Raw genomic sequence first — 23665 nt, 5'->3', positions numbered from 1 at the left:
GCAGAATGCCGAAGCGATTCGAGTTCTCGGCCGATTTCGACCACCCCGTCGACCGGGTGCACGCACTCCTGACCGACGAGGGCTACTGGCGTTCGCGGATGCCGCCGCAGTCGCGCGGATCGGTGCGGGTGGACCGGACGTCCGACGGCGACGGGCAGTCGCTCGTCACCGTGACGATGACCGAGGCCGTCGATACCGACACGTTCCCCGCACTCGTGCGCAAGGTCGTCCGCGGTGAGATGCGGATGGAGCGGATCGACACGTGGCGCGCCGTGCACGACGGCCGGGCGTCGGGGACACTCGCCGGGTCCGCCACCGGCATTCCCGTCACGATCGACGGAGAATACACGCTACGTCCGGGCGCCAGCGGCTCCGTGCTCGATGTCCGCGGCACGACCACAGTGCGAATTCCGCTGGTGGGCAGCCAGATCGAGCTGTTGGTGCGTCAGATGGTGTCACAGGTGGTCGAGCGGGACCGGGCCGAGGCCCACCGTCGGCTCGACAACGGCTGACCGGGTGTCAGTCGATCTCGACGTCGATCACCCGTGCGCCCGGACCCTCGGTTCCCAACTCGTCGTGCGGGTTGGCCAGCGTGCAACTTGCGAGGGACAGGCACCCGCATCCGATGCAGTTGGTGAGGTCGTCACGCAACCTGGTGAGCTGCTCGATCCGCCGGTCGAGATCGGCGTGCCACCGGCTCGACAGCCGCGCCCAGTCGCTGCGCGTCGGGGTGCGGCCGTCCGGCAGCGTGGAGAGCGCGTCGCGGATCTCGGCGAGGGGGATGCCGACCTTCTGCGACAGCCGGATGAACGCCACCCGGCGCAGCACGTCGCGCTTGTAGCGTCGCTGGTTCCCGCTGGTACGTCGGCTCGAGATCAGGCCCTCACGCTCGTAGAAGTGCAGCGCGGAGACCGCCACACCACTGCGCTCGGAGAGCTGTCCGGGCGTGAGTTCCCGGGTGTTCCAATCGGGCATGTCCACGGTGCTCGCCTTCCCTGAGCCGACAACCTGAACAATACTCGAGGATCTGGGTGCGGGGTGCCGACCGTCGTCCACGGGACTACCGTTTACGCATGAGCGTGCGGGAGCCGTCCGAACTGGGTGTCGACACCGAGGTGGGTGCGCTGCGGTCGGTGCTCCTGCATCGCCCCGGCGACGAGCTACGGCGTCTCACTCCCCGCAACAACGATCAACTGCTGTTCGACGGTCTGCCCTGGGTGGATCGTGCGCAGGACGAGCACGACGCGTTCGCGAACGTCCTACGCGGCCGCGGCATCGAGGTGCTGCTCGTGTCCGACCTGCTCACCGAGACCCTCACGACCAGCGGCGCCGCCCGGATGCAGGGCATCTCGGCTGCTGTCGACCCCCGCAAACTCGGGCACGTCCTGGTGCAGGACCTGGCGGCGCACCTGCGCGGCGTCCCGGCCGCCGAGCTGTCGACGATCCTCACGTCCGGGATGACGTTCGACGAGTTGCCGATCGGGACCGGTGCGGCCACCCCGTCGCTCGTGCGGCTGATGCACCACGGCGCGGACTTCGTGATCGACCCGTTGCCGAACCTGCTGTTCACGCGGGATTCGTCGTTCTGGATCGGCGGCCGGGTCGCGATCACATCGCTCGCACTGCCGGCGCGGGTGCGTGAGGCGTCACTGACCGACCTGATCTACGCGCACCATCCGCGGTTTCGTGGGGTACGGCGGGCCTACGAGTCCCACACCGCCCCCGTCGAGGGCGGCGACGTCCTGCTGCTCGCGCCGGGGGTCATCGCGGTCGGGGTGGGGGAGCGGACCACCCCGGCAGGTGCGGAGGCGTTGGCGCGCAGCGTGTTCGAGGACGAGCTGGCGCACACCGTCCTGGCTGTACCGATCGAGCAGCGGCGCGCGTCGATGCACCTCGACACCGTACTGACGATGGTCGACTCGGATGCCGTCGTGATGTATCCCGCGGTGCGGGACACCTTGTCGGCGTTCACTATTCGACGTGAGGACGGCGTTGTCGGGATCGGGGGACCGGAACCGTTCCTGGACGCCGCGGCGGCCGCGATGGGGATCGGCAAGCTACGGGTGATCGACACCGGGTTGGATCATGTGACCGCAGAACGTGAGCAGTGGGACGACGGCAACAACACCCTCGCGCTGGCCCCCGGCGTCGTGGTTGCCTACGAGCGCAACGTCGAGACGAACGCGCGGATGGAGGCGGCGGGCATCGAGGTGTTGCGCATCTCCGGGTCCGAGCTGGGGTCGGGCCGGGGCGGACCGCGCTGCATGTCGTGTCCGCTCGCGCGCGGTCCGCTGGACTGACCGGGAACTAGAGGATCTCGCGCACCTTCTCGTACGGCCGCGCCAGGACGGTGCCGCGGTCGGTGACGACAATCGGCCGCTCGATGAGGATCGGGTTGTCGACCATCGCGTCGAGCAGTTCGTCCTCGGACGCCTCGGCCAGCCCCAGCTCCTTGTACAGTGCCTCCTTCTTGCGGATCGCCTCGCTCGGGAGCAGGCCCGCGTCGTCGAGCAGCTTGCGCAGGCCGTCGCGGGACGGCGGCGTCTCGAGGTACTTGACGACGGTGGGCTCGATGCCGGCCTCCTCGATGAGCTTCAACGTGTTCCGCGACGTGCTGCAGCGGGGATTGTGATAAATCGTTGCGGTCTTCGCCATGAGAGCCATTCTGCACGGGGACAATGGCAGGGAACGCGTATGCATGTCGAATCCGAGTCGAATCGAATGCGAGGAGTCCGCAATGACAGGTCGACGCATCGTCATCGCCGGAGGGCACGGCAAGATCTCCCGGCACCTGACCAAACTGCTCACCGCATCGGGAGACCGCGCGGTGGCGCTGATCCGAAATCCCGACCACGAGGGGCCGGTGCGCGCGCTGGGCGCCCTGCCGGAGATCGTCGATCTGGAACAGGCGACGGCCGACCAGGTCGCCGAGTTGCTGCACGACGCCGATGCGGTCGTGTTCGCCGCGGGCGCGGGTCCGGGCAGCGGTGTCGCACGAAAGGACACCGTCGACCGCGGTGCGGCGGTTCTCCTGGCCGACGCCGCCGAACTGGCCGGTGTCAGACGGTTTGTCCAGATCAGCTCGTTCGGCGCGGGCGAGCCCGTGCCTCCGGGTACGGACGAGGTCTTCGCTGCGTATCTGGCGGCGAAGACGGCCGCCGAGGACGACCTCCGGCGGCGGGAGGGGCTGGACTGGACGATCCTGCGACCCGGCGGGCTCACCGACGACGACCCGACCGGGGAGGTGACGCTCACCGACCCGCCGCTCGAACGCGGCACCGTTCCGCGCGCCGATGTCGCGGCGGTGATCGCGGCGTTGCTGGAGCCCGGTGCGGACGGCCGCGCACCTCGGGCGGTCGGCCGCACGTTGATGCTGACTAATGGCTCGATTCCGATCAGGGACGCTGTAGCCGCGTTACCGTGAGTTCAACCAGCGTGAACGGCCGCAGGACGATGAAAGGGATGCAGTGGACATCGAGATCGACCACGACTCGACGACGCCGCCGTTCGAGCAGCTGCGGGTGCGCATCCTCGAACTCGTGCGAAACGAGGAGTTGGTGGCCGGCGCCAAGATTCCGACGGTCCGCAAGCTTGCGTCCGATCTGGGCATAGCGCCGAACACGGTGGCCCGCACCTACCGTGAGCTCGAACAGCTCGGCGTCATCGAAACCCGCGGACGGCTCGGTTCGTTCATCGCGGCATCCGGGGATCCGACGCGGACGAAGGCGCAGCAGGCAGCCACGGAGTACGTCGCAGCCATTCGCCGCATGGGGATTTCCGACACCGATGCCGCGGCGTTCGTGGCGACGGCGCTGAGGGGGGCGTGACCCGGTTTGGTTGACGCTTCAACTTAAAAGTGTCAGAGTGGGCCTACCCGAGAGCGCGTGATCCTGTTCTTCTCGCGCGTCCCACCACCTCCGAGGACCCTCATGAATTCCACCGCATTCCGCGACGCCACCCTGCTCATCGCCCGGATCGGCATCGGTGTCATCTTCATCGCCCACGGCTGGCAGAAGTTCTTCGACTGGGGCATCGACGGCACGCAGGCCGCGTTCGCGGGCATGGACATCCCGCTCGCCGACGTCTCCGCCATCGCGGCCGCCACCATCGAACTGGTCGGCGGTATTGCGCTGCTCATCGGCTTCGCAACCCGCATCGCCGGTGTGCTGCTGTTCCTGGATATGGCCGGGGCGTTCTTCCTCGTCCACGCCGACAAGGGAATCTTCGTCGGCGACGGCGGCTTCGAACTGGTCCTCGCGCTCGGTGTCGCGTCGCTGCTGATCGCGGGTGTCGGCGCCGGGCGGCTCAGCATCGACGCGGTGGTCGGCAAGAACTCGCGGAGCGTGCTGTCCGCCGGTTGATCCGTCTACTACAGGCACCCGGGACGTCGCCACGACGCCCGGGTGCTTGCTTTTGCCGGTCCGGGTGAGCACCGTGTGAGGAATGGCAGGCGCACGCGAGCTGTCCGGGACCGATCGTGTGGTGTTCGGCGTGGCCGCGAGCGCCGTCGCCGCCATCGTCGTATGGGGGCTCGTAGCCCCCGACAACCTCGAATCGGTCACCGGCGCCATGCTCGAGTGGCTCGTCACCAACCTGGGCTGGCTGTTCGTCATCGCCGCCTCCGGGTTCGTGATCTTCACCCTGTGGCTCGCCGCGAGCCGGTACGGGCGCATCCCGCTCGGCAAGGACGGTGAGAAACCCGAGTTCACCACCGTCAGCTGGATCGCGATGATGTTCAGCGCCGGCATGGGCATCGGATTGATGTTCTTCGGTGTGGCCGAACCGCTGGCCCACTTTGTCGATCCGCCACCGGGGACCGACGGCGGAGTCGGAACGGCTATGGCCACCACGATGTTCCACTGGAGCCTGCACCCGTGGTCCATCTACGCGGTGATGGGTCTGGCCATCGCGTACGGCACCTACCGGCGGGGCCGACCGCAGCTGATCAGTGCGGCATTCTTCCCGCTGCTGGGCCGGCGGAGCGACGGGCCGATCGGCCGCGTCATCGACATCCTCGCGATCCTCGCCACGATGTTCGGCACCGCCGCCTCCCTCGGACTGGGCGCCCTGCAGATCGGATCCGGGCTCGAGGTGGTCGGCTGGATGGGCGAGGTCGGCACGCTGCTGCTCGTCGCGGTGGTCGCCGTCCTCACTCTCGCGTTCGTCGCGTCGGCGGTGTCCGGGGTCGCGAAGGGAATCCAGTGGCTCTCCAACACCAACATGGTGCTGGCGCTGATCCTCGCGGTGTTCGTGTTCGTCCTCGGGCCGACCGTCCTGATCCTCAACCTGATCCCGACGACCATCGGTAACTACGCCGCCGACCTCGCTGCGATGTCCGCCCGCACCGCGGCGTCGAGCAATCCCGAGACGGCGAAGTGGCTGTCGTCGTGGACGATCTTCTACTGGGCGTGGTGGATCTCCTGGACCCCGTTCGTCGGGATGTTCCTCGCCCGGATCAGCCGCGGTCGCAGTATCCGGGAGTTCGTCGTGGGGGTGATTCTGATCCCCAGCCTGGTCAGTCTGCTGTGGTTCGCGGTGTTCGGCGGTGCCGGAATCAACGAACAACGCGAAGGCATCGACCTCGCCGGCCGCGACACCACCGAGAGTCAACTGTTCGGGATGCTCGAGAACCTGCCGCTCTTCGGCATCACGACGATCCTCGTGATGGTCCTGGTCGCGATCTTCTTCGTCTCCGGGGCGGACGCCGCCTCGATGGTGATGGGCACCCTGTCGCAGCGCGGTTCGCTCGCGCCCGCGCGCTGGGTGGTCGTCTTCTGGGGCATGCTCACCGGTGGTGTCGCCGCGTTGATCCTCTGGACCGGAGGCGCCGACGCGCTGAACGGACTGCAGACCATGACGATCATCGCCGCCGCGCCCTTCGTGATCGTCATGATCGGGCTGTGCATCTCGCTGTACCGGGACCTGGCCCGCGATCCGCTGATCCTCGCCGAACGGCAGGAACGGCGACTGTCGGTGCGGGCCCGTCGGCGCTGGACCTGACGGCCCGGCCGTCAGGACCGATCGACGACCATCGACAGCACCTGCGGAAGTGGCGTCCAATCCGTGGACACGACGCTCGCCGAACGCGCCGCGAGTTCCGTGACGCGCCCGCGCGCGGCGTCCTCGGCCGGCGCGACCGGGTCGAGGGCCGGTGCCACGTTGTGGGCATCGGTCATCACCACCAGGTACCCGTTGTCCCGGTACCAGCGCATGTCGATCCCGTCGGCGGCGAAAGCGCTCGCGTCACCGTCGAACACGACGAACCACGGCCGCAGATCCGCGTCGTACCGGGCCTCGCGGGGATCGCCGGGCTGCGCCTTGTGGACCGCCGGGAACGCGGTCGCCAGGCCCAGGCCGCCGACGCGTGCCAGGTCGCGCAGGTGGGTCGCGTACGCCCGGTCGGTCCACCAGTGGTCGAGGGGGTTCACTTCCTGTACGGTGCCGGGGATCAGCTCGAACAGGAACTTGCCGCTCAGTTCGCTGCGGTCCGGCCAGCCGCCGGTGCGGACGGCGTCGTCGAGGGTCGTCGATCCGGCTCGGTCGGCGAGGTCCGCCGGCCCGAACGCCGCGTCGCCGAGATGGCTGCGCACCAGGGCGTCGAACTCTCGGGGACCCCGGCCCAGCGGCGCGGTGAAGCCGTCCTTCATCTCGACCTTCACCATGACCGGCGGATGCGCGGGGTTCGCGTCGTGCCACGCGCGCAGATCTGCGAGACAGCCGCCGAGGAACTGGTCGCGCGGGCCGGTCCGCAGCTGTGCCGCCGACGTCGCGCCCGCACAGTTGTTGTCGTTGCCCACCGGATTCGAGTGCGACACGCGCCAATCCGGTCCGACGGCGTTGGTCCACACGTCGAGTTCGATCATGCCCGTGCCGGCGTCCAACGCGTCCGCGAGGAACGCGTAGCGATGTTTCTCGAACGTGTTGTGCACACCCACCGACGTGACGTCGGAGTATCGCGGGTGGCTCGCCTGGCCGGAATCCGCCTGCGCGATCGGTGCGGCAGCCGGAAACAGCAGGGCGACAATGGCAAACACGGTCCCGGCGAGGGATATCCGAAACCTGGACATTCGGTGCACACTACCGATCCGTGCGCGTGTGCGGACGTCTTTTGCGGGAACGAAGAATCCGGAGGTCAGCGCCAGCTCGGCAGCCACAGCTGCTGCTGCCACAACTCCGGGCTGATCGGCACGGCCGTGAGGATCGGCCACAGCCACACGAAGTTCGCGACCACCAGGCCAAGGTACAGACAGACCGCGAGCAGTCCGGTGCCGCGGCGTTCGGCGGAATCCTTCGCGGTGCCGAGGATCTCGCCGAGTATCAGGGCGATCGCCATGACGAGGAACGGTGCGAGCGCGACCGCGTAGAAGTAGTACATCTGCCGGTCCAGGGTGACGAACCAGGGCAGGAACGCGGCCGCGTAGCCGGTGAGCACCGTCGCGTACCGCCAGTCGCGGCTCACGAACGTCCGCCACATCGCCCACGCGAGAACAGGCAGCGCGAGCCACCACATCGCGGGGGTGCCGATCAGCATGACGGCCTTGACACACGTCGGGCCACCGCAGCCGGACACCTGCTCGCCCTCGGCGTAGTAGTAGAGCATCGGCCGCAGGCCCATCGGCCACGTCCACGGCTTCGACTCCCACGGATGGTGATTGCCCGCCGAATTCGTCAGTCCCGAATGGAACTCGAGGACCTTGGCGCTGTAGTACCAGAGCGATCGCAGCGCATCGGGCACGAACGAGAACGTGCTGCCCGTGCCGATCTGATTGCCCGTCGCGTGCCGGTCCACGCCGGTCTCGCTCGCGAACCACGCCCAGTACGTCGCGAGATACACGCCGATCGGGACGACCACCAGCGCATAGAGAGACGGGCCGATATCGCGGACCGCCGTCCCGACCCACGGCCGACGAACCCCGTACGCGCGCCGGGCCGAGACGTCGAACGCCACGCAGAGCAGGCCGAAGAAGGCGATGATGTAGAGCCCGGACCACTTGGTGCCGCACGCGAGTCCGAGCATGATCCCCGCGCCGAACCGCCACCAGCGCACCCCGAGACGAGGACCGAGGTCGCTGACACCGATCCGGCCCTCCGCCCGCACCCGGGCCATCCGCTCGCGCACCTGGTCGCGGTCGACCACAAGGCAGCCGAGTGCCGCGACGGTGAACAGGGCCAGGAAGATGTCGAGCATGCCGAGTCGGGACGACACGAACGACACGCCGTCGACGATCATCAGGAGGCCGGCGATCGCGCCGACCAGTGTGGAGCGGGCCATGCGCCGCACGATCCGGACCACGAGCAGCACCAGGATCGTTCCGGCGACCGCCGACGCGAACCGCCATCCCCACGCGTTGTAGCCGAAGATCGCCTCGCCCAACGCGATCAGCTGTTTGCCGACGGGGGGATGCACGACCAGGCCGTAACCGGGGTTGTCTTCGATGCCGCCGCCGGTGAGGACCTGCCAGCCCTGGGGCACGTAGTGCTTCTCGTCGAACACGGGCGTGCCGGCGTCGGTCGGGTAGTTCAGCATCGTGAACCGGGTGATCGCCGCGAGCGCGGTGATCACCAGCGACACGACCCAACCCCGCAGTCGATCCGTCGGACCGAAGTCCGGGTCCGGCGCGAGCGGCGCCGGACTCACGGAGCGGACACTGCCGGACGGCGGCGTGGGGCGCTCGTCCGTCAGTTGGGTCACGGGTCGATCGTAGGCTGTCTCCCATGACTGGTCGCCTCGTCCTTGCCGCAACTCCGATGGGCGACGTCGGTGACGCCTCCGAACGACTGCGCGGGGCGCTCGGCTCCGCCGACGTCGTCGCAGCGGAGGACACACGACGGACCAAGTCGTTGGCCTCCGCGCTGGGAGTCACGATCACCGGTCGGGTGGTCAGTTTCTACGACCAGGTCGAGGTCACCCGGCTGCCTGCGCTCGTTGCCGACATCGAGGAGGGGAAGACGGTCCTGCTGGTGACCGACGCCGGCATGCCGTCGGTCAGCGACCCCGGCTACCGACTGGTGGCGGCGTGCGTCGAGAAGGACCTGCCGGTGACGTGTCTGCCGGGTCCCTCCGCCGTCACCACCGCGCTCGCGTTGTCCGGGTTGCCGGTGGAACGGTTCTGCTTCGACGGGTTCCCGCCGCGCAAGCAGGGACAGCGACGCACGTGGTTCGAAGGACTCCGCACCGAGGCTCGCGCGTGCGTCTTCTTCGAGGCGCCGCACCGACTGGCCGCGTGTCTGGCCGACGCCGTGGCGGTGCTCGGCGGCGAGCGCCGGGCGGCGGTGTGCCGCGAACTGACCAAGACGTACGAGGAGGTTCGTCGCGGCACCCTCGCCGAACTCGCGGAATGGGCGATCGACGGCGCGCGTGGTGAGATCACCGTCGTTCTGGAGGGTGCACAGCCGGTGTCGGCGGATCCGGAGGACCTCGTCGCGGAGGTGGAACGGCTCGTCGCCGACGGGATCCGACTCAAGGATGCGTGCGCGCAGGTCGCCGCGGAGACGTCGCCGGGAGTGTCGAAGCGAGAGTTGTACGAGACGGTGCTCGCGGCCCGGCGGGACTGAGTCCTACCGCCGGTCACGCGGGGTGAGGAATCCGAGCTGCCCCCGCCGACCCCCGACGGGCCCTTACCTGTGGGTGGGAGCTTCGACCGAAGTCGAAGTCCCACCCGACAGGGTCGCGGCCGCATCGGCGGGGGCCGCACCCAACAGCACCATCAGGCCCACTGTTGCGCCGATGATCAGACCTGCGGCGATTGCAGGCGGCGTCTTCGCCGTCAATCTCGTCGCTCGTTCGATCATCTCGCGCTCCTTCACCGTGGCGTGCACCGGCAGGGACTACCCCTCGTCAAACTCAGCCCCAACCGGCGACCGCGCCGCCGGCGCAGGGCCGTTGTGCGTCGATGTCGACTTTGCCCCGCTTCGCCCTACAGGAAAACCGAAGGGTCCGCATTTGGGGCTATCATCGCAGTTCGCGGGTGGTGAGGAATTAATCCGCAGCGGAATTCCGCAGGCCCGCGGAAGCGGCAAACAGGTCGAATTGGTGGAAGCGGTCGGGGACCGAGGGAGGGTGCACGGGCGATGACGTCCGAGACGGGACAGACGCCGGACGCGGAGCGGTCCGGTGCGCAGGCACGGCTGTTCTTCGCCGACCAGCTGCGTTTGTTGTTCGCGACCGCGGGCGGCCCCCCGCTCAAGAAGGTCGTCACGGAGGCATCGACCCTGACGCGGTCGTTGGGGGGCGACAAGCCCGCTTCCGTCCAGCGTGTGAGCGACTGGCGTTCGGGCAAACGAATGCCCGCCACGTTCGAATCCGTGCGCCCGGTGCTGGCGGTGCTGATCCGGATGGCCCGACCACTCCACGGGGGACCGCCGCCGACCGACGGGCTCTTCTCGATGCGTCAGTGGGAGACGTGGTGGCGTAGCGCGAACGCGGTCCAGCAAGGACGCGCGACCGGCGCCGGCACCGAGTCGTCGGCGCCCGCCCTGCCCGCCGGTGTGCGTCCCTACCGCGGTCTGGCGCCGTACCGCGAGAAGGACGAGCGGCTGTTCTTCGGTCGCCGCCACAGCGTGAGTGCACTCGTCGGGGCGGTGCTGTCGGCACAGGGCCAGGGACTGGTCGTCGTCACCGGGGCCTCGGGTGTCGGCAAATCGTCGTTCGTACAAGCGGGCCTGATCCCGGAGTTGCGGGGTCACGATCGCGAGGGCGGCAGGGCCACCTTCGCGCCGGTGGTCTTCACGCCCGGCGCCCATCCACTCGCGGCACTGGTCACCGCGGTTCCGGAGCTCGGCGACTGGGTGGAGGAGCCGGACCACCAGCACATCGAGTCCGCGCTCGCGCGAGCCGCGGTTCGGATGCAGGCGAACCAGCTTCTTCTCGTCGTCGACCAGATCGAGGAACTCTTCACGCAGTGCGCGGATCCGGGCGAGCGGGCGCGGTTCCTCGCGATTCTGGACTTCGCGGCCACTGCTCGTGCCGGCGCGGAGCCGTCCGAGACCGCGTCGGTGGTCGCGACGATGCGTTCCGACTTCTACGCTCAGGCGCTCGCCTACCCGGTGCTCGCACGAGCACTGGAACAGCGCAGCAAGGCGGTGTCGCCGCTGCTGCGGGAAGACGTCGTCGAGGTCATCACCCAGCCGGCGCGGATGATCGGGCTCAAACTGGAGCCGGGACTGGTCGACCTGATCCTCAACGACCTCGGGGTGCTGACCGCCGGTGAGGGCAGCGGCACCGTCCTGCCACTCGTCTCGCACCTGCTCGACACGATGTGGGAGCGGCGGCGCGGTGGTCAGCTGACGATCGCGAACTACCGGGCCACCGGGGGAGTGCTGGGCTCGATCGCCGCGGCCGCCGAGCGCGCCTGGGAACAGCTCGACGAACAGGGCCGCGTCCTGGCGCGGGCGATGATGGTCCACCTCGTGTACGTCACGAGTACCGGCACCGACGTAAAGATCCGACGGACCCTGAGCCAGCTCGTGGCGTTCGAGAGCAACGACACCGGGGCCGCGCGGCGCGTCATCGACCACTTCGTCAACGCGCGGGTCCTCGTGGTCGACGGCGACGATGTCGAGCTCATCCACGACGCGGTCATCGACACGTGGCCCCGGCTCAAGACCTGGATCCAGGAGGACCGGTCGTACTCGGCGCTGCGGCAGCAGGTCGAGACCGATGCGGTGCACTGGGAGCACGCCGACCGCAATCACAGTCTGCTCTACCACCGTGGTCGTCTCGACCTGCTGGCCGAACACGCGGCCAACCGGGCGGACAGCGCCGCCGCTGCGGAAGCCGGTGGGATCGCGGCGGTCGCGGCGTCGTTGACGCCCGCGGCCGAGGACTTCCTCGAGTCGTCGGAACGGCAGGTCCGTCGACAGGCGTGGATGCAGCGGACCGTGATGGCCGCGCTCGCGTTCTCCACCGTCGTCGCCATCGTGATGGGTGCGATGGCGCTCGGGGCGAAGTCCCGTGCCGAGAACGAGCGCAGCACCGCCCAGTTCCAGCAGGTGGTGGCGTTGGCGGATGCCCTGCGGGACACCGATCCGACGACCGCGGCGCAGTTGTCCCTCGCGGCCTGGCAGATGCGGCCCGACAACGCCGACGCGTTCACCCGACTGGTCGCGACGGAGAACACGCCGATCTCCCGGGCCCTGCCCGGTCACGCCGGTCCGATCTACGGAGTCGCGATCTCGTCCGACGGGCGCACACTGGCCACCGCGAGCGACGATCGATCGGTGCGGCTGTGGGACTTCACCGATCGCTCTGCGCCGGTGCAGCTCGGCGCCGAACTCACCGGGCCCGAGCAGTACATGTCGTCGGTGTCGTTCAGCCGCGACGGCCGGCTCCTCGCGGCGGGCAGCGGTGACGGCACCATGTGGATCTGGGACGTCAGCGACCGCGCGGCGCCGCGGCCCCTGGTCTCGGGACTGCGAACCGCGCCGGGTGCCGTGCACAACGTGCGCTTCAGTCCCGACGGTCGGCTCCTCGCGGCGCCGCACGACGACGGCACCGTCACCCTCTTCGACACGTCGGCGCCGGATTCCGGACAGTTCCCGGCGTGGACCCTGCGGGGGCATTCCGGCGCCGTGCGGACGGTGTCGTTCCGCGACAACGCGGTGCTCGCGACGTCGAGCGACGACCGCACCGTCAAGGTGTGGGACATCGCCGATCCCGCCAAACCGGTCCAGCTGGGGGCCGAGCTGTCGGGCTTCGACGACGTCGTGCACTCGGTGGCCTTCAGCCCGGACGGCCGAAATCTCGCGGCCAGCAGTGACGACGGGCTGATCCGGATGTTCGATGCGACCGACATCGCCGCGATCCGTCCGGTCGGCGCTCCCGTCCAGGCGCACACCGGTGGCATCTGGACCATCGCCTTCGCGGCCGACGGCGGAACACTCGCGAGCGCGTCGTGGGACGGGACGACGAAGTTGTGGTCGGTGGACCCGAGCACCCGGACTCTCCACGAGCTGCGGCCCGCGCTGAGCGGGAACGGCGGCGGGGTCCCGGCGCTGGCGCTGTCGCCGGACGGCGGCACGATCATCACCGGCGGACAGGATTCGCTGGTGCGGGTGTGGACGCTGCCGGGCGGCACGGTCCCGGTGTCGGACTCGTCGATGACGTTGCCGTCGATGAATCGTGACGGATCACTGCTCGCCACCGCGGGATACGACTCGGCGGTGCGGCTGTGGTCGGTGGACCGGCACGGTCAGATCGAGCGGGCGGGGACGATCGACGTGCCGCGCCCGTTGGGCGGTGCCAACGTCGCGGTGCTCTCTCCGGACGGTCGGGTCCTCGCGACCACGCAGACCGCGGGCGGGCGCGTCCAGCTGTGGGACGTGCAGAACCCGGCGCGGCCGGTGCCGATGGGCCCGCCGATCGCGACGGCGACCCGTTTCACGTGGGAAATGGCGTTCAGCCCCGACGGCCGGACCCTCGCGATCGGGGACGACGACTTCCGGGTCGCGTTGTGGAACATCCAGGATCCGTATGCCCCCGTGCTGCGGGGGCCGAGCCTGCCGGGCCCCCACAACCTGGTGCGCAGCGCGGTGTTCAGTCCGAGCGGTGACGTCCTCGTCGTGGCCAGTGCCGACGGCGAGATCCATGCGTGGGATGTCACCGATCCGTCGGTGCCGCAGTCTCGTCCGGTCGGCGAGGGCGGTCACGACGGCGGCGTGAACTCGCTCTCGTTCAGTCCGGACGGCTCCACGTTGGTCACCGCGAGCGACGACCACACCCTGCTGCTGTGGGACAGGAACGCCGAGGGTGGGTTCAACCCGCGCGGCACGGCGATGAGTGGGCACACCGGGACGGTCTACAGCGTCGCGTTCAGCGCGGACGGTACGCACGTCGTCAGCGGCAGCGACGACGGTTCGGTCCGGCTGTGGAGCGTGGACGGGGACAACGGCGGCGAGGCGGTCGGTGGTCCGCTCACGACGATCGGAACGGGTCGCTGGCAGGTCAACTTCCTGCCGCACTCGTCCATCGTGGTCGCGGGTGGAGGCGACGGTGTGCTCCGCACGTGGCGACTCGACGCGGACGCGGTGACCGAGCGGATCTGTTCGGCTACTTCGGAACTGACTCAGGACCGGCCGGCACACTTCGAGATGCCGGAGTCCGGTCGGGGTGCGTGCGCGACGTCGTGAGCGTGACGATGCTCGCGGCCTTGTCGAGGCATTCCTGCCATTCGGCGTCGGGATCGGAGTCGATGGTGATGCCGCCGCCCACTCCCAGTCCGACGCCGCCGGTCGCGTCGAACTCGACGGTGCGGATCGCGACGTTCAGTTCGAGCCCGGCGATCGGGCTGTGCATGCCGACCGTGCCGCAGTAGACGCCGCGGGGTTCGGGTTCCCAGCCGCGGAGTAGTTGTCGGGCAGAGTGTTTGGGGCAGCCGGTGACGGAGGCCGGGGGGAAGGCCGCGTCGAGCAGTTCGGGGGTGCCGACCGTCTCGGGCAGGGCGGCCGACACCGTCGAGACCAGGTGCCACACGCCGGGCGCCGGCTTGACCCGCAACAGGTCGGTGACCCGTACCGAGCCCGGCTCGGCCACCCGGCCCAGGTCGTTGCGGACCAGGTCGACGATCATCACGTTCTCGGCGACATCCTTGACCGAACGGCGAAGCGCGGCAGGGTCTTCGCTCAGCGGGAGGGTGCCCTTGATGGGGCTCGACGTGACGGTGCCCGAGCGGCGGGACAGGAACAGTTCCGGTGACAGCGACGCGACAGCGCCCCACGTTCCCTCGACGAACGCGGCCCGGCTGGGTCGCGTCTGGTCGACGGCGTCGGCGAAGAAGTCCACGGGGGCACCTGAACTCGTCCCGTGGAATCGCGCGCACACGCACGCCTGGTAGACGTCACCGCGCGCGATGGCGTCGAGGCAGGCCTCGACGCCGTGGCGGTGCGCGCGCCGATCCGGGTCGATCCAGTCGATCTGCCACGGCTGCGGTTGCGCGACGGGCTCACGCACCGCCGCGGTCAGGTCGTCGGGGCAGGACAGGTCGGTGAGGCTCTCGAACCACCAGCATCCCGAGGTGTCCAGCCGCAGAACGTGATCCGTCCAGCCACCGGCGGCCGCCGGCAACGCGCCCGATCGGTCCGGGTAGGCGCGGTAGCCGATCCAGCCGCCGCCGATCAGCAGACCGTCGGGTACGGGTGTTTCACGTGAGACGGACGCCGGGAACGTGAATGCGTCGTCGGGCCGACACGAACTCGCGTGCACGCTGGGTGCGATCACGGCGGCGGCGTCGAACCAGCTGCCGATCAGGCCGGCCGGCGGTGGAAGCTGCCGCGTGACAGCCCGCCGAGCCAATGCGCGGAACACGGCGGCGGCGGTGCCGCCGCTTCCGAGTCGCTCGATCCGCATTGGTCCAGCTTTCCATGGGGCCGTGCCTCAGACGACATCGGTCCGCGGTGATCTGTATCCGGTCGGCACCGGGGGTGTGGGCGGTGCCTCATCGCGCGATCGCCCGGTCTGCGGGCGACAACGAGGCGTCGTCGGCGGCGGACTGTCCGGCATACCAGCCGTCGGCATCGACGGATCTGCTCCGCGATGCCTTGGTGCTCGGGAACAGGCGCTCGAACTCGGCGTCGACGGCCTCCGATCGCGCGGCGAGGACGGGCAGCAGGTCGTCGATGCGCACGTCGGCGTCGACCGCGGCCTCGGCGGTGGCCCGGCTGTCGGTCTCCTTGAGTCGCTGCCCGATGCGGACCGCGAACCCGAACAGGAATGCCTTGCGGAAGGACGTGGTGCGCGAGCCCCTGAAATTGTCAGCGTCGTCAGCGTCGCGCGCACCCGCCGACTGCATCGCCCGGGTGGCCTGGATCAGCAGGGACGTGAACAGCAGGTCGACCTGCTCGAGGTTGAGCGGGCTGCCGACGACGGTCGCGATCGCGAACCTGTCGAACCACACCGTCCGCGACCGGTTGGCCTCGCCGATCGCGGTGAGGAGGTGGACCTTTTCTCGGACATACGGGTTGTCGAGGTGGATGCGGCGGCTCGAGACCGCGGTATTCGCACCGTCGGTCGGCCCGGTTCCCTGCAGCAGGGCCGAGTTGATCGCGTACCGGGTCATGAGGGCCTGGGCCTTGGCGGTGAACGTCTCGGCCTCCTCGACGAAATCGGTGGCCTCCGCCTTGGCCAGCAACCCGCGGATCCTGTTGAGTACCTTCGGGTCCGCGCACCGTGCGTCGTCCACCACATCCGTGGTCTCGGGTCGGGTGCCGCCACGCGGCCACGTCGACGGCGGATCGCACAGCCGGGTCAGGCGGGGGAGTTCGAGCCACTGCACCGTGAGCGCGACCCACTCGCGCACCCCGATCTGCCAGCCCACCGCGTCCAGCGCCGTCGCGAACTCGTCGGGGTCGCAGTAGGCCGGGAGCCCGGCAGCGAATCGCCCCGCTTCGGATTCGCGGTCGGCGATCTGCTCGAGCTGTGCCCGCCACTCGCGCGGCGCGCGTCCGTCGACGTCCGTCGCGCGTGCCTGGTAGAGCACGGCGGCGGCGGCCGTGGGCACGGCGCCGGAGCCGAGGGCCCGACGCGTCACGTGCATGACGTCCGCGGGCTGCCAGCCGCGCTCGTACGCGTCCGCGAGTGCCGTGATCAGCCCGGCCGCCGACCGCTGCCGTGGAGGCATGCAGTCGCCGGCCAGGCGGTCCTGCGTTCGAAAGTATGTTCTATTGCTCCCCATGGCGTGCAGTGTGCACCAGGGGGCCGACAACTTTCGGTGGGCGCTACTCCTCGACCGTCTCCTCGACGTATCGCGGGAACACGCCGACCGGCTTCGGGAGCGGCGTACCTGCGACGATGCGGGTCTCGAGGTCGGTGAACGTGCGCGCTTCGGGCGTCTGCCCCAGGAGGTCGAGGATCTTCTCGGCCGAGCCCGGCATCACCGGCTGGACGAGGATGCCGACGATGCGGACCACTTCGAGGGTGACGTACAGGACCGTGGCCATCCGAGCAGGATCGGTCTTGCGCAGCACCCACGGTTCCTGCTGCGAGAAGTACCGGTTGGTTTCGCCGAGCACGTGCCAGATCGCCTCGAGCCCGAGGTGCAGCGCCTGCACGTCGAACTCGGCGCGGACCTTCGCGAGCAGCGCGTCGGCCTGCGCGAGCAGCGCACGGTCGTCGTCGGTGAGTTCACCCGGCGTCGGCACCTGGGCATCGCAGTTCTTGGCGACCATCGACAGTGAGCGCTGTGCCAGGTTGCCGAGCTCGTTCGCGAGGTCGGTGTTCATGCGGGTCACGATGGCCTCGTGGCTGTAGCTGCCGTCCTGGCCGTAGGAGATCTCGCGCAGCAGGAAGAAGCGGACCGCGTCGAGGCCGTACTGCTCCACCATCGCGAGCGGGTCGACGACGTTGCCGACAGACTTCGACATCTTCTCGCCCTTGTTGTAGAGGAAGCCGTGCACGAAGACGCGCTGCGGCAGCTCCACACCTGCGGACATCAGGAACGCCGGCCAGTACACGGTGTGGAACCGCGTGATGTCCTTGCCGATGATGTGCAGGTTCGCCGGCCAGTACTTCCGGAACTCGTCCGAATCGGTGTTCGGGAATCCCGCGCCGGTGAGGTAGTTGGTGAGCGCGTCCACCCACACGTACATGACGTGCTCGGGGTCGCCGGGCACCGGCACGCCCCAGTCGAACGTCGTGCGCGAGATGGACAGGTCCTTGAGTCCGCTCTTGACGAAGCTGAGGATCTCGTTGCGGCGGGTGGACGGTGCGATGAAGTCGGGGTTCTCCTCGTAGTGGGCGAGGAGTCGGTCCTGGTACTTCGAGAGGCGGAACGTGTAGTTCGACTCCTCGGTCCACTCGACCGGCGTGCCGGTCTCGGTGGCGGTGCGGGTGCCGTCCTCCTGGAGGGTCGTCTCGTCCTCGGAGAAGAACGCCTCGTCGCGCACCGAGTACCAGCCCGAGTACGTGTCGAGGTAGATATCGCCGGACGCCTTCATCCGCTCCCAGATCGCCTTGCTGGCCTCGAGGTGGTCGGCGTCCGTGGTCCGGATGAACCGGTCGTACGAGATGCCCAGGACCTTGTCCATGGTCTGGAAGACATCCGAGTTGCGCGCGGCGAGGTCGCGGACGTCGATGCCTTCCTTGGCCGCAGTCTGCTGCATCTTCAGGCCGTGTTCGTCCGTGCCGGTCATGAAGAACACGTCGAATCCGTCGAGACGCTTGAAGCGCGCGATCGCGTCCGACGAGATGTACTCGTAGGCGTGCCCGATGTGCGGGGCGCCGTTGGGGTACGCGATCGCGGTCGTCAGATAGAACGGGGTCCGGGAGGGCTGGGCAGGCCCGGCCGGCGGAGTAGGCGAGGAAGGCACAGTCATGGTGCGCCTACTCTATCGACGTGAGTAAGGATCGTCCCGCCCCGGACCTGCCCGAGCCGCTTTTTCCACTCGTCGACGCCCACACCCACCTCGATGCGTGCGGCGCGACGGACGCCGCGAGCGTGCGCGAGATCGTCGACCGCGCGGCGTCGGTCGGTGTCGAGCGGGTGGTCACGGTGGCCGACGACCTGGACGCCGCGAAGTTCGCGGTCGACGCCGCGAACTGGGACGACCGTGTTTTCGCCGCCGTCGCGATCCACCCCACGCGTGCCAACGTCCTCGACGAGGCCACCAAGGCGGAGATCGGGCGTCTGGCGTCCGATCCGCGCGTCGTCGCGGTCGGTGAGACCGGGTTGGACCTGTACTGGCCCGGCAAGCTCGACGGCTGCGCCACCGTCGAGGAACAGGAAGACGGCTTCCGCTGGCACATCGACCTCGCGAAGCGGCTCGGCAAGCCGCTGATGATCCACAACCGGGACGCCGACACCGACCTGCTGCGCGTCCTGCACGACGAGGGTGCGCCGGAGACGGTGATCTTCCACTGTTTCTCGTCCGACGCCACGATGGCGCGGGCCTGCGTCGACGCCGGCTACGTGCTGAGCTTCTCCGGCACGGTGAGCTTCAAGAACGCGAAGGCGCTGCGTGAGGCGGCGCCGCTCGTCCCCGCCGGACAGCTGATCGTCGAGACCGACGCGCCGTTCCTCACGCCGCACCCGTTCCGCGGTGCACCCAATCAGTCGTACTGCCTGCCGTACACGGTCCGCGCGCTCGCGGAGCTGCGCGGCGAGGATCCGGCGGAGCTGGCCAAGTCGTCGACCGCGACGGCCGAGCGCGTCTACCGCCTGCCGGCCCGCGACTGACCTCGGCCGCAGCGCCCACTCCCGACCCGGGTGCGCGGGATCCCGCGCACCCGGGCCGAGGAATGGTCACTCAGGCCGACGGCGGATTCGTCCGGGGCTTGATCCGCGCGTTCGGCAGCGGCGGTGCCGGCAGCCGCGCCACGTCGCCGGTGTAGCCCTGCACCGCGCCGAACCGCTCGGACTCGGCCTGCCACGCGTCGCGGAACGCCTCGATCTCCTCGTGGCTGCGGCCGACGAAGTTCCACCACATCACGATCTCCTCGCCGAACGGCTCGCCGCCGAGCAGCACGACGCGGGCTGGTTCGTCGGTGAGGTTCGTCAGGGTCAGCTGTGACGCCCCGATGCCGGCGTAGCCGAGGTCGGCGCGGGCAAGATCGACGCCGTCGATGTCCTCGAGCCGCACCGATCCGGTGTCGACCAGGACTCCGTGCTCGAACGTCGGATCCACGTCCAGCCGGACCGAGGCCCGCGGTTCGAGCGTCAGTTCCGCGCCGAGCAGCGGAGTGAAGGTGTGCACCGGTGACGACGAACCGGCCACCGAGCCGAGGAAGACCCGAGCCGACCCGCCGTCGACGGACACGACCGGCGGTACGTAGTGCTCGAAGTTGCGGGGCGCGTCGCGGGCCGCGTCGGGCAGGGCCACCCACAGCTGGACGCCGTGCAGGATCGTCGTCTCCGGGGTGGAGACCTCCGAGTGACAGATGCCGTGGCCGCCGGTCATCAGGTTGACCTCGCCGGGGCGGACCATCGCGTGCACGCCCTTGCTGTCGCGATGCTCGATCTCGCCGGTGAACAGCCAGCTGACGGTCTGCAGCCCGGCGTGCGGGTGCGGCGCGACGTCCATACCGCCGGTGAGCGCGACGTCGTCGGGGCCGTAGTGGTCGGCGAAGCACCAGGCGCCGATCAGCGACCGCGCACGCTGCGGCAGGGTGCGGCGCACCGGCATCGCGCGCGGCCCGCCCAGCGGCACCTCGCGGAAGGAGATGACCTCGAGCAGAGGACGGCCCGCGGACCCCGGTGCATCGGGGCCGTGCTCGCACTCGATCTCGACGGGCTGGGTTTCGACATTGCTCATGGAACCACCCTCCCATGCGGCGGCAACACGCCCGGGCGGACATTCTTTTCCTCTGGGCCCGTGACCGATTCGTGATCGACCAGCGGCGATTCCGAGATGATTGTCGCAGCGTATGTGCTGATCGACACGTTGTAGTTGCCAGATCACAGCCTCGCCGTTACCGTGCTGTGATCGAACCTGTCGTCAGCCTTGGGACTCCTCGTGTCGCCTTTTGCTCGGATCAACACCGCCAAGTCGCCTCTTCTCTACGTCGTGGTCGCCGCTCTCTTCGCGACCCTGCTCGTAGGTGGCGGACTGGTCGTCACGCAGCACAAGAAGGTCACGCTGGACGTCGACGGCGAGACGATCGCGCTCAGCACGCTGCGCTCCGAGGTCGGGTCGGTTCTGGACAGTGCGGGTTACCCGCTCGGTGAGCACGACGTCGTCGCGCCGGGCCCGGACGCCAAGCTGTCCGACGGCGACACCGTCGTCCTGCGCCGCGCCCGCGAGATCGTGTTGACGGTCGACGGTGAGCGCCGCACGGTGTGGTCGACGGCGCTGACCGTCGACGACGCGATGCGTCAGCTCGCGCTCGCCGGGGACGCGTACGTGTCGGCGTCGCGCGGTCAGCGGATTCCGCTCGAGGGTGTCGAGCTCGACGTGGTCAACGCCAAGACCGTGAAGATCTCCGACGGTGGTGCGCCGCCGGCCGAGGTCCGCGTCGCGGCGCCCACGGTGGGTGAGTTCCTGGCCGCCACCAATGCGACGCTCGAGCAGGCCGACAGTGTCGTTCCGGCACCCGAGACCCCGCTCGCCGACGGGCTCGAGATCGTTGTCACCCGCAGTCGCACCGAGACCCGCACCGAGACGCAGCCCATCGCCGCGCCGGAGCGCCGGGTCGACGATCCACAGCTCACCGAGGGCAAGACCGCGGTGGACAACCACGGTGTGCCGGGCGAGCGCACTGTGACCGTGACCGTCCAGACCGTCAACGGGGTCGAAACCGGCCGCCAGGAGTTGTCGTCCGCCGTCGTCCGCGAGCCCGCCCCGACGGTTCTCCGAGTGGGCACCAAGCCCGTGCCCACCGTCCCGGCCGTCAGCAACGGATCCACGTGGGACGCGATCGCACAGTGCGAGGCCACGGGCAACTGGGCGATCAACACCGGCAACGGCTACTACGGCGGCCTCCAGTTCAGTCAGAGCACGTGGGCGGCGTACGGCGGCACGCAGTATGCGCCGACGGCCGACCGCGCGACACGCGAACAGCAGATCGCGGTCGCCGAGAAGGTTCAGGCCGCGCAGGGCTGGGGTGCCTGGCCGTCGTGCACCAGCAAACTAGGTCTCCGGTAAGGAATCCCGATGTCACCGCTGTCGAAGATCAACTCGAGTCGCTCACCCATGCTGTACGGCGTGGTGGCAGCGACCCTCGTGACCCTCACGGCCGGTGGCGGGATCGCCATCGCGCAGCACAAGACGGTCACCGTCGACGTCGACGGTGAACTGGTCAGCGTGGGCACGATGTCGTCCGATGTCAACGGTGCGCTTGCGGCCGCCGGCTACTCGCTGGGCGAGCACGATGTGGTCGCCCCCGCGGCGGAATCGGGTCTGCACGACGGCGACACCGTGGTGTTGCGCCGCGGCCGCGAGGTGATGCTGACCGTCGACGGCGAGCCCCGTACCGTCTGGACCACCGCGCTGACGGTGGACGAGGCGCTCAACCAGTTCCGGCTCGCGGGTGACGTGCACGTCTCGGCGTCCCGCGCGCAGCGTCTGCCGCTCGACGGCGCCGACATCGATGTGCTGAATCCGCGGACCGTGCGCCTGGTCGACGGCGCGTCCGCGCCCGCCGAGGTCCGCCTGGCGGCGCCGACGGTGGGGGAGTTCCTCGCCGCGAACGGAACCCCGCTCGAGCAGGCCGACACCGTCGAGCCCGCGGCGGACGCCGCGCTGGCCGAGGGCATGGAGATCACGGTCACCCGGGGTCGTGTCGAGGAACGCGTGGTCACCGAGCCGGTCGCGCCGCCGGAGCAGCGCATCGAGGACCCGACGATGAACATGAGCCGCACGGTCGTGGAGAACCCGGGTGTCGCCGGGGTGCAGGACGTCACGTACACGGTCAACTTGGTCAACGGCAACGAGACGGGTCGCGAGCGCGTGTCCGCGACGGTGACGGTGCCGGCCCAGCCCAAGGTGGTGCGGGTGGGCGCCAAGCCGGGCACCGAGGTGCCGCCGGTGGAGAACGGCGCGACGTGGGACGCGCTCGCACAGTGCGAGGCCACGGGCAACTGGGCCATCAACACTGGTAACGGCTTCTACGGTGGCGTCCAGTTCGACCAGAACACGTGGGAGCGGCAGGGCGGCCTCAAGTACGCGCCGCGCGCCGACCTCGCGACCCGCGAGGAACAGATCGCGATCGCCAGCCGCACACAGGCGACGCAGGGCTGGGGTGCGTGGCCGTCGTGTACCAGCAAGCTGGGCCTGCGTTGATCGCGACCCGCGTGCGTTAGGTTCTTCAGGTGTCAGACGCCGTGCCGCCCCCCATTCGCCCACGAGGCCAGGCTGCCCTCCTGGGCCCCGCCGAGGTCCGCGCCCTCGCCGAAGAGTTCGGGGTGCGCCCCACCAAGCAGCTCGGTCAGAACTTCGTGCACGACGCCAACACGGTGCGTCGCATTGTCACGACCGCCGGCGTCGGCCCGCAGGACACCGTGCTCGAGGTCGGTCCGGGTCTGGGATCGCTGACGCTGGCGCTGCTCGACGTGGTCGACAAGGTGATCGCCGTCGAGATCGACCCCAAGCTGGCGGCGCGGCTGCCCGCGACGGTCGCGGACCGCGCGCCCGAGTTGGCGGACCGGCTGTCGGTCGTCGGCGCCGACGCGATGCGCGTGATGCCCGACGAGGTGCCGGGCGAGCCCACCGCGCTGGTCGCGAATCTGCCCTACAACGTCGCCGTTCCAGTGCTGCTGCACCTGTTCGCGGAGTTTCCGAGCCTGCGTACCGCGTTGGTGATGGTGCAGTCCGAGGTCGCGGACCGTCTCGCGGCGGTTCCGGGCAACAAGGTGTACGGCGTGCCGAGTGTGAAGGCCAACTTCTTCGGTACCGTCCGGCGCGCCGGACACGTCGGTCGCGCGGTGTTCTGGCCGGTGCCGCAGGTCGAGTCCGGTCTGGTGCGGGTGGACCGCTACGAGAACGCGCCGTGGCCGATCGACGCCGACCACCGCCGCAAGGTCTTCGCGGTCATCGATGCGGCATTCGCGCAGCGCCGCAAGACGCTCCGCGCGGCGCTGGCCGGCTGGGCCGGATCGCCCGCCGAGGCCGAGCGACGCCTCGTCACCGCCGGCATCGAGCCCTCCACGCGCGGTGAGAAGCTCGACGCTGCCGCGTTCGTGCGGTTGGCATCCGTGCAGCCCTGACCAGCCCACGTCCGGTCTGCTCCGGAGCGTGATTG

Annotated in this window: 20 protein-coding genes; 12 read left to right on the top strand and 8 right to left on the bottom strand. The window is 69.4% G+C overall.

From position 1 onward, the window contains the following. Nucleotides 1–5 precede the first annotated feature (5 nt). The gene (locus J2X34_RS08780) at nt 6–512 is read left to right on the top strand and encodes a DUF2505 domain-containing protein (RefSeq protein WP_429516641.1); all 507 of its coding nucleotides are present in this window, start codon (nt 6–8) and stop codon (nt 510–512) included. Between the two features lie 7 nt (nt 513–519). Here J2X34_RS08780 and soxR read toward each other — a convergent pair whose 3' ends face one another. Further along, entirely contained in the window at nt 520–981 is a 462-nt protein-coding gene (gene soxR / locus J2X34_RS08775; protein ID WP_114718228.1) for a redox-sensitive transcriptional activator SoxR, read from the bottom strand. Nucleotides 982–1073: 92 nt separating this feature from the next. Between soxR and J2X34_RS08770 the strand changes: the two genes are divergently transcribed. Then, nucleotides 1074–2300 (top strand): arginine deiminase, encoded by a 1227-nt coding sequence (locus J2X34_RS08770; RefSeq protein ID WP_429516639.1) that lies wholly within the window; start codon nt 1074–1076, stop codon nt 2298–2300. 7 nt (nt 2301–2307) lie between these two features. On the opposite strand, the gene arsC is transcribed toward J2X34_RS08770, so the two are convergent. Then, nucleotides 2308–2655, bottom strand: coding sequence for an arsenate reductase (glutaredoxin) (arsC, locus tag J2X34_RS08765; RefSeq protein ID WP_181818639.1), 348 nt, complete (start codon nt 2653–2655; stop codon nt 2308–2310). 82 nt (nt 2656–2737) lie between these two features. Here arsC and J2X34_RS08760 point away from each other — a divergent pair, with 82 nt between their 5' ends. The 4 genes from J2X34_RS08760 to J2X34_RS08745 all read left to right on the top strand — a co-directional run bounded on the left by J2X34_RS08760 (nt 2738) and on the right by J2X34_RS08745 (nt 6000). Continuing rightward, a complete protein-coding gene (locus J2X34_RS08760) occupies nt 2738–3424 on the top strand; it encodes an NAD(P)-binding oxidoreductase (RefSeq protein WP_114718231.1) in 687 nt (228 codons plus the stop codon). A gap of 43 nt (nt 3425–3467) precedes the next feature. Then, nucleotides 3468–3827 (top strand): GntR family transcriptional regulator, encoded by a 360-nt coding sequence (locus tag J2X34_RS08755; protein WP_114718232.1) that lies wholly within the window; start codon nt 3468–3470, stop codon nt 3825–3827. A gap of 102 nt (nt 3828–3929) precedes the next feature. Beyond that, nucleotides 3930–4361: a DoxX family protein gene (locus J2X34_RS08750; protein ID WP_114718233.1), complete on the top strand. Its 432-nt coding sequence runs from the start codon at nt 3930–3932 to the stop codon at nt 4359–4361. An 82-nt stretch (nt 4362–4443) separates the two neighbouring features. Further along, entirely contained in the window at nt 4444–6000 is a 1557-nt protein-coding gene (locus tag J2X34_RS08745) for a BCCT family transporter (RefSeq protein WP_429516636.1), read from the top strand. 11 nt (nt 6001–6011) lie between these two features. Here the strand turns inward: J2X34_RS08745 and J2X34_RS08740 are convergent, their stop codons facing one another. Then, complete coding sequence (locus tag J2X34_RS08740; protein ID WP_429516634.1) at nt 6012–7067, bottom strand: phosphatidylinositol-specific phospholipase C domain-containing protein; 1056 nt, start codon at nt 7065–7067, stop codon at nt 6012–6014. Between the two features lie 65 nt (nt 7068–7132). Then, nucleotides 7133–8692: a dolichyl-phosphate-mannose--protein mannosyltransferase gene (locus J2X34_RS08735; protein ID WP_114718235.1), complete on the bottom strand. Its 1560-nt coding sequence runs from the start codon at nt 8690–8692 to the stop codon at nt 7133–7135. A gap of 23 nt (nt 8693–8715) precedes the next feature. On the opposite strand from J2X34_RS08735, the gene rsmI reads away from it, so the two are divergent. Next, on the top strand, nt 8716–9555 hold the full coding sequence (gene rsmI, locus J2X34_RS08730) for a 16S rRNA (cytidine(1402)-2'-O)-methyltransferase (RefSeq protein WP_114718236.1): 840 nt from the start codon (nt 8716–8718) through the stop codon (nt 9553–9555). Nucleotides 9556–10071: 516 nt separating this feature from the next. Beyond that, entirely contained in the window at nt 10072–14127 is a 4056-nt protein-coding gene (locus J2X34_RS08725; RefSeq protein ID WP_429516631.1) for an NACHT and WD repeat domain-containing protein, read from the top strand. Here the strand turns inward: J2X34_RS08725 and J2X34_RS08720 are convergent. From J2X34_RS08720 to metG, 3 genes are all read right to left on the bottom strand, one after another. Next, on the bottom strand, nt 14048–15343 hold the full coding sequence (locus J2X34_RS08720; RefSeq protein ID WP_114718238.1) for an aminodeoxychorismate synthase component I: 1296 nt from the start codon (nt 15341–15343) through the stop codon (nt 14048–14050). The two genes, J2X34_RS08725 and J2X34_RS08720, sit on opposite strands and share 80 nt — an antisense overlap. An 88-nt stretch (nt 15344–15431) precedes the next feature. Continuing rightward, entirely contained in the window at nt 15432–16667 is a 1236-nt protein-coding gene (locus J2X34_RS08715; protein ID WP_174908824.1) for a DUF2786 domain-containing protein, read from the bottom strand. Nucleotides 16668–16710: 43 nt separating this feature from the next. Then, entirely contained in the window at nt 16711–18306 is a 1596-nt protein-coding gene (gene metG / locus J2X34_RS08710; RefSeq protein WP_429516629.1) for a methionine--tRNA ligase, read from the bottom strand. Between the two features lie 20 nt (nt 18307–18326). Between metG and J2X34_RS08705 the strand changes: the two genes are divergently transcribed. Beyond that, nucleotides 18327–19166: a TatD family hydrolase gene (locus tag J2X34_RS08705; protein WP_429516627.1), complete on the top strand. Its 840-nt coding sequence runs from the start codon at nt 18327–18329 to the stop codon at nt 19164–19166. Nucleotides 19167–19236: 70 nt separating this feature from the next. Here the strand turns inward: J2X34_RS08705 and J2X34_RS08700 are convergent, their stop codons facing one another. Further along, nucleotides 19237–20241, bottom strand: coding sequence for a pirin family protein (locus J2X34_RS08700; protein ID WP_429516625.1), 1005 nt, complete (start codon nt 20239–20241; stop codon nt 19237–19239). A gap of 201 nt (nt 20242–20442) precedes the next feature. Between J2X34_RS08700 and J2X34_RS08695 the strand changes: the two genes are divergently transcribed. From J2X34_RS08695 to rsmA, 3 genes are read left to right on the top strand one after another with little or no spacing between them, the layout of a single operon-like run. Then, on the top strand, nt 20443–21570 hold the full coding sequence (locus J2X34_RS08695; protein ID WP_114718542.1) for a resuscitation-promoting factor: 1128 nt from the start codon (nt 20443–20445) through the stop codon (nt 21568–21570). A gap of 9 nt (nt 21571–21579) precedes the next feature. After that, nucleotides 21580–22707 carry a resuscitation-promoting factor gene (locus tag J2X34_RS08690; RefSeq protein WP_114718243.1) on the top strand — a complete coding sequence of 376 codons (1128 nt, stop codon included), beginning with the start codon at nt 21580–21582 and terminating at the stop codon, nt 22705–22707. Nucleotides 22708–22736: 29 nt separating this feature from the next. After that, entirely contained in the window at nt 22737–23630 is an 894-nt protein-coding gene (rsmA, locus tag J2X34_RS08685) for a 16S rRNA (adenine(1518)-N(6)/adenine(1519)-N(6))-dimethyltransferase RsmA (RefSeq protein ID WP_114718244.1), read from the top strand. Nucleotides 23631–23665 lie beyond the last annotated feature (35 nt).

It is taken from the genome of Rhodococcus sp. BE178 (genome assembly GCF_050433545.1).
GTDB lineage: Bacteria > Actinomycetota > Actinomycetes > Mycobacteriales > Mycobacteriaceae > Prescottella.
This window is presented reverse-complemented; position numbering and strand designations above follow the sequence as displayed.